Source organism: Inquilinus sp. OTU3971 (genome assembly GCF_038440215.1).
Map to the genome: position 1 here is coordinate 1 of NZ_JASATH010000271.1, position 7832 is coordinate 7832.

The following is a 7832-nucleotide window of genomic DNA, read 5'->3' on the forward strand; positions in this document are numbered from 1 at the left end:
AAGAGCGGTGAGATATCCGGGCTAGGGCCGGTCCAGACCTGACTCGACGAGCGCCTTCAGATGATGGAGTGCCGTCCGATAGAAGCGCTCATACTGCCCGGCGATGGTGGCATCGCCCGGATCCTGCGGCTGAAATCGGCTCGACCATGTCACGACCGAGCCTTGGTCGGCGTCGCGCACGGACATGGTTCCGACATAGCCGGAGACCGGGTCCGGACTCTCGACGTGGGCATAGCTGTAGCGTCGCTGGGCCTCGCTGAACTCCAGCAGCCGTTCAACAATGATGTCGCCGGAGACCGTCTCGAGGCGCCGGATGCGGCCGCCGTCTTCGAGCTCGCTGCTGCGGACCGCATCGAGCCACCGGGGCAGGAGATCGAATCCTCCGAGGAGCGACCAGACACGCCCTGCGGGCGCCGAAATCGCCACGGAAACACTGACCTCAGTCATCGTGCGGGTCCTCATTCGTGGTTGGGCGTTGTCGCGCTCATGCGAGGCGCGCGACGATCTTCCCGGGCGTCACCGACCGCCGGCGTAGCCGGTGGAGGGCATCGGGGATCTGCTCGAAGGTCACGATTTCCGCGATCAACGGTGTCACGCGCCCTTGATCCACAAGTGCTATGAGTTCCGAGAGCATGAGACCGAGATCCGAGATCTCCGCTTCACCGCCCGCGCGGTAGGCCGCAGCGAGCGCCACCTCGTGGATCGAGACGCCGCGCTCGAACCAGTTGATGCGCCGGAAGTCGGGAAAGTCCACGACGCATGCGAGCGCGCCGTTGAAGGCCAGCAGATCGAGGGCGGCGGTCGCGTTGCTCGCGCCGACGGTGTCGACCACCAGATCGGCCAGGCGACCCTCGTTCAGCCGCCGCAGAAGGGACTGAAGGTCGTCGGGCTGGACGACATGGTCCGCGCCAAGATGACGGGCGATCTCAGACCGCGCCGCTGCGGCCACGCCGATCACCTTGTAGCCGGCGAGCTTCGCCAGCTGGACCGCGAAGCTCCCGACCCCGCCGGTCACACCGTAGATGAGGGCCGTGCGGCCTGGCCGTGGAGCAACCTTCCTGTGGAAGATCTGGTAGGCGGTCAGTCCCGCGGTCGGGAGCGCCGCGGCGCTTTCGAAGGACAGACCGTCCGGAATCGCGGCAAGGGCCTGCGCCGGCGCGATCGCGAACTCGGCAAAGCCGCCCCGCCGCCAGGGATTGCCGAAGCAGGCCACCCGCTGCCCTTGGGCCCAACCTGCGACCCCGTCGCCCACGGCGTCGATCGTCCCTGCGATGTCCAGGCCGAGGACATGCGGCAGGACCCAGCCCTCCTGTCCGATCTCGGCGAATTTATAGTCCACCGGATTGAGGCCGGCCGCGGTCACCTTGATCCGCACCTCCCCGCCAGCCGGCTCGGGGACCGGGAGCGTTCCCATACGGAGGGCGAAGCCAGGCCCCGGCTTTTCGAGGAGAATGGCACGCATCGATATCTCGTCGTGGAGAGATGGAAGAACCGCGGCGCCCGGCCGATCAACGCCCGTCTCAGCATGGATCCGCCGTCGGCCGGAAAGGCCCCGGTCGGTTCAGACGCCAGTTCCGGTCATGTTCGCGTCGACACGCAGGCGCAGGACGTGGAACGGCGGGCGGCTCTCGTCCAGGCCGCCGTTGAGAACCGGAAGTCGGTGCAGCTGATTGGCCGTGATGTAGAGCCAACGCCCATCGGCGTCGAGCTCGACCCCATCCGGCCAGCCCAGCAGATCGGGATCGCGTACGAGGACGGTATAGCCGTCGGGAGACGCAACCCCGATGGCGCTGTTCTCGACGTCCGTCACATAGACGTTGCCGCGGGCGTCGACGTCGAAACCGTCGCAATGGGGCTTGGGGCACCAGTATTCGACCCGTTCCGCCAGGGGGGCGTCGCTGTCCTGTGCGGCAAGCAGACCGGCGTCGATGCGATGCACCGACTTGCCCGACATCGCGCCGAAATAGACCCAGCGCCCCAACGGATCGATCGCGATCGGATTGAGCCCGTATCGGTAAGGGACGAGCTGCCCGTCCGCGGTCCGGAGAGAGATGGTCTTGCCGTCGACCGCTAGGGGCTCATCCCCCGGCAGCAACGAGGGATGGCGTTCCAGCACGCGCCAGGAGAGCCCGGTATCGAGGTCGACGACGACGATCGCCGGATAGTCGCTGGCGCCCTGCTCGTTCAGGGTCATGTCGGCGATGTAGATGCGGCGGTGGCACCGGTCGACGACGAAGTCCTGGGCGAACGAGCTCGGCCGGAGGACGTTCTGCGGCAGCACGATCACCCTATGGAGCCGGCCATCACGATCGTTCCAGCCGACCAGCTTCGGCTGGTGGGCGCGGTCGCCCATGTCGAGGATCCAGACAATGTCGTCGGCGTCCGCCCGGATGCCGATCACGCCGACCATGCCCCGGCCGTCGGGCCCCGGCTTGCCCGCCCAGGTATCGTCGGGATATGGCGGGTGGCGGCCATCCTTGCCGATCGCCCGCACTGCGAATTCGGGAGCGATGATGGCCGAGATCGAGACAAGCACCCGGCCGTCCTGCGTCACGGTCGGGTTGCCGGGCCGCTCCTGCGGGAAGGTCGCGACCGTCTCCAGCTGCAGATCAGGCATCGTCGCTTCTCACGCCTTGGCTTGAACGAAGGTGTCGGGAGTCCCGTCCTTGGGGTCGACGAAGATGATGTCGCCGGGGTCGCGTCGCGGCGTATCCACCGAGACCATGAACAGCGGCTCCTCAAGGATTTCAGGCATGCCGTGAACAGTGCCCTTCTTGAAGAACAGCATCTGGCCGGGTCCGACCTCGAAGGGCTCGCGCTCTCCCATGAAGAAGCGGGCCCGACCGGACAGGACGATCAGGTATTCGTCGCAGGTGGCGTGATAGTGAGCGGGCGTTGGACGATAGACGCGGAACACGCGTGCACTCGCCTCGTCCTCGTCTGTCAGCCTCGTGTCGACCAGCAGGGTGTCCGTGGTCTCGGGAAAGGATTTGACGATCGCATTGAGGTCGAATGCAGCGTGGGGAGCAGCCTCGACCAGTTTGGTGTGTGTCTCCGCCAGGATCGGTCCTCCATCGTTCAGCGCGTTGCCGATCGGCGCCTTGGTTCCGTGAACATATGTCCGCCGAGCGATGCCCCAAACGCGCTTCCGGAGCACAAGATCTGAGAATCAAAGGAACAAATCACCCGCCGGGCCGTCGGACCAATCCGGCGCTTTGGCAGGAGTCGGCCTGGGGCTATGTCGGCGTTTGAACCAACGTCCCCAGGCGGTCAGATCCAGGGTCGCCACTCCGATGGCCGCGATCGAGCCGATGGCGACCTCGCAGAAGCGTGCGAAGCCCGTTTCCCAGATGCCTATGCCGGGTAGCTGGCTCAGCAGGGTGATCGCCGCGGTCCACAGCCCGACCCGCCACTCCGGCCGACGGGAGACAACCACGGGCGTAACCGCGATGATGATCGCCAACTGAGCTGCCAGGGCGAGACCGAACCGGGAGAGCAGGCATTGGCGGAGGATCGCGATGGCGGTGCCGACGATCCGGCTCCGGCATTCCGCAAACGTATCGCCGATGCCGTCCTTCGCCGTGATCAGCGCGGATACCGGCGCCATACGGGCTGATGCAGGTTCAGCATCAGGGCCAAGCCGTAGGCCAGGGTCGCCGAGACCAAAGAACGTCCCACGCAGGTGACCACGGTACGGCCACATCTCCGTAGGTCGGAGTAAACCATGATGAGCTGCAAGCGAGTCATGAAGTGCTTTCGGGCAAGCCGCGCGACGACGCATCTTGGAATGGGCGATGCCCACCCATTGGTGAATTCGATTCCAAGGAGCTTCGGAGCGGCAACGGGTTTCCCGGTCCAGGAGCGAACCACACACTCCGGGCTGCAGCCGCAGCCTCAACCGGAGACATCAGCATGCAGGTCAAAGCCGCCGTCTTGCGGCAGATAGGTCTGCCAGGCCCATACTCCCAAAGCCGGCCGATCGCGATCGAGACGATCGAGCTGGCCCCACCCGGTCCCGGCGAAGTTCTGGTCCGCATCGGCGCGGCGGGCCTGTGCCATTCCGATCTTTCCGTCATCAACGGCGACCGGCCGCGCCCCATGCCGATGGCGCTGGGGCACGAAGCCGCCGGGGTGGTCGAGGCCCTGGGCGACGGCGTCCGGGATCTCGAGGTCGGAGACCATGTCGTCATGGTCTTCATGCCGAGCTGCGGTCATTGCATACCTTGCTCGGAAGGCCGCCCCGCCCTCTGCGAGCCGGGCGCTGCCGCCAATGCGGCCGGGACGCTGATCACGGGTGACGTTCGGTTGAGTGATCATGACGGGCACGTCCACCATCACCTGGGCGTGTCGGCCTTTGCCGATCATGCCGTCGTGTCGCGCAACTCCATCGTCAAGATCGATCGCGGCTTGCCGTTCGTCGAGGCCGCGCTGTTCGGGTGCGCGGTGCTGACGGGCGTCGGCGCCGTGGTCAACACCGCGCAACTCCGCGCCGGCTCCACCGCTGTCGTGATCGGCCTCGGCGGCGTCGGCCTCGCCTCGGTGCTCGGCGCGCATGCGGCCGGAGCGAGCAAGATCGTCGGGGTCGACTTCTCTCCGGAAAAGCTCGCGCTCGCCGAGGAGCTTGGCGCGACCGCCGTCGTCAACGGCCGCGACGAGGACGCGGTCGATCAGGTCCGGGACCTGACTGGCGGCGGCGCCGACTACGCCTTCGAGATGGCAGGCTCGACCCGCGCTCTCGACAACGCCTTCAAGATGACTAAGCGCGGCGGCACGACGGTGACCGCCGGCCTGCCCCCGCCCGGCTCGGCGCTGCCGGTGAATGTGGTCCAACTCGTCGGCGAGGAGCGGACCCTCAAGGGCAGCTACATCGGCACCTGCGTGCCGGTCCGCGATGTTCCGCGCTTCATCGACCTCTATCGCGACGGGCGGATGCCGGTGAACCGGCTGCTGAGCAGCAAGCTCAAGCTCGAGGATATCAACGAAGGCTTCGATCGTCTGCACGACGGCAGTGCCGTCCGCCAAGTCATCGAATTCTGAAGAGCAGCATCATGGCTGATGAGACATTTCTGGCCACTCTCAGGGACAAGTCGCTGTTCCGTGAGGCCAACTATATCGACGGCGAGTGGATCGAGGTCGGTGACGGCCGCAACATCGCCGTCACCAACCCGGCCACCGGCGTGGTCCTGGGCCATGTTCCGTCGCTGGGAGCCGCAGAGACGGCCCGCGCCATCGCCGCGGCCAAGCGTGCGCAGCCGGCCTGGCGCGCTTTGACTGCGAATGAGCGCGCGGCGAAGCTGCGCCGTCTCTTCGAACTGATGATGGAGAACCGGGACGACCTCGCCCGGATCATGACCGCCGAACAGGGCAAACCGGTCACCGAGAGCCGAGGCGAGATCGCCTATGCGGCCAGCTTCATCGAATGGTTCGCCGAGGAGGGCAAACGAGTTTACGGCGACACCATCCCGCAGCACCTGCCCGGCCGCCGCATCGTCGTGCAGAAGGAGCCGATCGGCGTCTTTGCCGCGATTACGCCGTGGAACTTCCCGGCCGCGATGATTACCCGCAAGGCGGGTCCCGGCTGGGCCGCGGGCTGCGCCGGCGTGCTCCGCCCGGCGAGCCAGACGCCCTTCTCCGCTATCGCGATCGCCGTTCTGGCAGAGCGGGCGGGCCTGCCCTCAGGCGTCTGCAACGTCATCACCGGGCCGGGTAGCGAAATCGGCGGCGAGATGACCTCCAACCCCGATGTGCGCAAGGTGTCCTTCACAGGCAGTACCGAAGTCGGTGCCAGGCTGCTGGCCCAATGCGCACCGACGATCAAGAAGACCAGCATGGAACTCGGCGGCAACGCTCCCTTCATCGTCTTCGATGACGCCGATCTCGACGCGGCGGTGGAGGGTGCCCTCGTGTCCAAATACCGCAATGCCGGCCAGACCTGTGTGTGTGCCAACCGCCTGTTGGTACAGAATGGCGTCTACGATGCCTTCGCCGCCAAGCTGAAGGCGGCGGTCGAGACGCTGAAGGTCGGCGATGGCTTCGAGGACGGCGTGACGATCGGGCCGCTGATCGACGAGGCGGCGGTCCGCAAGGCCGAGGAGCACGTCGCCGACGCGGTCGCTCTCGGCGCGTTGATCGTGACCGGCGGCAAACGCCATGCGCTCGGCGGCAGCTTCTTCGCGCCGACCGTGCTCGCCGACGTGCCGCGTAAGGCCAAGATCTTCCGCGAGGAAACCTTCGGCCCGGTCGCGCCCCTGTTCCGGTTCAAGACCGAGGCGGAGGCGATCCAAATGGCCAATGACACGGAATTCGGCCTGGCTTCGTACTTCTACAGCCGCGATGTCGGGCGCATCCTGCGCGTGGCCGAGGGGCTCGAATACGGCATGGTCGGCATCAACGAAGGGCTGATCTCGACCGCGGTCGCGCCTTTCGGCGGCATGAAGGCGTCCGGCCTCGGGCGTGAAGGGTCGAAATACGGCATCGAGGACTATCTGGAGATCAAGTATCTCTGCCTCGGTGGCATCGGCGCCTGAAGCCGGCGGGGCGGCAACCGGGGAACTCCTTCAGGTCAGCGAGTGGCTGCCCAACTCATCACGATGGGGAGCCTCCTGTCGGAGGTATCCCCTTCGGATTTGCCGCTCCGGTACAAGACGCCACGGGAGCTCCCGCGCATCAACGCACCGATGTCGTTCAATACGATCCGGCTGGGACCGGCCCTTGCCGGCCTCATGTTCCGATAGCGCTAGAAAAGGAAAAGCTGCGGATGATTCTGGATGGATCCTGGGCGCCGCGACTTTCGCTATACCCGTTCTTTCCGCCAACCAAGCATCTGTTCGTCAAGGGCCGTCACTTCGTCGACTTCGTCGTTGAGCACCCCGGGCGCGAGGGCGGCGTTTGAATCTCGAATGGACATCCGATGAAAAGCAAAGCTGCTGATTCGGCTCCCCGATCTTATCCTCAATCAGTCTTATTCGTCCGTCGGGCAGGTCCGATCGAGTTAGTGTTAGAACGGTCTGAGACGTTCGCGGACATCGAGAACTGGCTCCTCGAGGACGCCTCGGCAGAACGCGAGATGATCATCTTGCTGGTCAAGCTGATCACACGCATTAAAGCCGCCGGCTCTTCGGTCGATCGCCTTACGCTGCACGTCGGAACACTCCATCCTCAACTGGTTGGTTTCGCCTGGATATGGAACTCCGATGACGGCTTCTGCGACGAGGTACGTGTCGGGGACGCGACAATCGATTCGGACGCCTACAAGCTCAATCCGCTGCAACGGATTGTGGAGACCGGGGAGACCATTCGGCGGTTGCCCCAGACGCCCTCGGCACAGACGGAATTTCCTATCATTCGTGAGCTCGCATCCGCCGGAATGACCGACTACGCGGCGATCCCGCTGAACGGCCTAGATAAGCGCAACGCAATCACCATTGCGACCACTGCGCTAGGCGGCTTTACAGAAGAGGAAATTGCTTCGCTGACTAGACTGTTCAAGCTTTTCGCGCTCCACGTGCAGCGGCATAGCGAGTTGAAGGTCTCCGAAAACGCGCTTTGCGCCTATCTTGGTTCTGGGGCAGCCGCAAAAGTGCTCAAGGGCGCGATTAAGCGTGGCGCGGGCGAATCGATTCGGGCGGTCATCTGGGTATCTGATCTCAGAAACTTCACGAGCATGTCGGATACGCTAGCTCCAGCGGACGTGCTCGTCCTGCTCAATATGTATTTCGAGACAATGGCCAGCGCCGTCGCCGCCCATGGTGGCGAGATCCTCAAATTTATTGGCGACGGGATGCTCGCCGTATTTCCGGTGACCGAAGGAATTGGTCATGCGTCACGCCTAG

The 7832-nt window shown here is 65.0% G+C and carries 8 protein-coding genes; 3 read left to right on the forward strand and 5 right to left on the reverse strand.

What is annotated here, in order from left to right; all coding sequences use genetic code 11:
- Positions 1–21: 21 nt before the first annotated feature.
- From AAHM41_RS37290 to AAHM41_RS37310, 5 genes are all read right to left on the reverse strand, one after another.
- Entirely contained in the window at positions 22–447 is a 426-nt protein-coding gene (locus AAHM41_RS37290; RefSeq protein ID WP_342241698.1) for an SRPBCC family protein, read from the reverse strand.
- Between the two features lie 37 nt (positions 448–484).
- Complete coding sequence (locus tag AAHM41_RS37295; RefSeq protein ID WP_342241699.1) at positions 485–1462, reverse strand: zinc-binding dehydrogenase; 978 nt, start codon at positions 1460–1462, stop codon at positions 485–487.
- A gap of 99 nt (positions 1463–1561) precedes the next feature.
- A complete protein-coding gene (locus AAHM41_RS37300; RefSeq protein WP_342241700.1) occupies positions 1562–2617 on the reverse strand; it encodes an L-dopachrome tautomerase-related protein in 1056 nt (351 codons plus the stop codon).
- Positions 2618–2626: 9 nt separating this feature from the next.
- Positions 2627–3157 carry a cupin domain-containing protein gene (locus AAHM41_RS37305; protein ID WP_342241701.1) on the reverse strand — a complete coding sequence of 177 codons (531 nt, stop codon included), beginning with the start codon at positions 3155–3157 and terminating at the stop codon, positions 2627–2629.
- A 12-nt stretch (positions 3158–3169) separates the two neighbouring features.
- The gene (locus AAHM41_RS37310; RefSeq protein ID WP_342241702.1) at positions 3170–3607 is read right to left on the reverse strand and encodes an FUSC family protein; all 438 of its coding nucleotides are present in this window, start codon (positions 3605–3607) and stop codon (positions 3170–3172) included.
- A gap of 305 nt (positions 3608–3912) precedes the next feature.
- On the opposite strand from AAHM41_RS37310, the gene AAHM41_RS37315 reads away from it, so the two are divergent.
- From AAHM41_RS37315 to AAHM41_RS37325, 3 genes are all read left to right on the forward strand, one after another.
- Positions 3913–5037, forward strand: coding sequence for a zinc-dependent alcohol dehydrogenase family protein (locus AAHM41_RS37315; protein WP_342241703.1), 1125 nt, complete (start codon positions 3913–3915; stop codon positions 5035–5037).
- 11 nt (positions 5038–5048) lie between these two features.
- Entirely contained in the window at positions 5049–6527 is a 1479-nt protein-coding gene (gene gabD, locus AAHM41_RS37320; RefSeq protein WP_342241704.1) for an NADP-dependent succinate-semialdehyde dehydrogenase, read from the forward strand.
- A gap of 539 nt (positions 6528–7066) precedes the next feature.
- A partial coding sequence (locus AAHM41_RS37325; RefSeq protein ID WP_342241705.1) for an adenylate/guanylate cyclase domain-containing protein occupies positions 7067–7832 on the forward strand: 766 nt, incomplete at its 3' end.

Excerpts from the sequence above, each read along its gene's own strand:
- AAHM41_RS37315 (WP_342241703.1), top strand. The coding sequence starts at position 3,913 with ATGCAGGTCAAAGCCGCCGTCTTGCGGCAGATAGGTCTGCCAGGCCCA.
- AAHM41_RS37300 (WP_342241700.1), bottom strand. The coding sequence starts at position 2,617 with ATGCCTGATCTGCAGCTGGAGACGGTCGCGACCTTCCCGCAGGAGCGG.
- AAHM41_RS37310 (WP_342241702.1), bottom strand. The coding sequence starts at position 3,607 with ATGGCGCCGGTATCCGCGCTGATCACGGCGAAGGACGGCATCGGCGAT.
- gabD (WP_342241704.1), top strand. The coding sequence starts at position 5,049 with ATGGCTGATGAGACATTTCTGGCCACTCTCAGGGACAAGTCGCTGTTC.
- AAHM41_RS37290 (WP_342241698.1), bottom strand. The coding sequence starts at position 447 with ATGACTGAGGTCAGTGTTTCCGTGGCGATTTCGGCGCCCGCAGGGCGT.
- AAHM41_RS37295 (WP_342241699.1), bottom strand. The coding sequence starts at position 1,462 with ATGCGTGCCATTCTCCTCGAAAAGCCGGGGCCTGGCTTCGCCCTCCGT.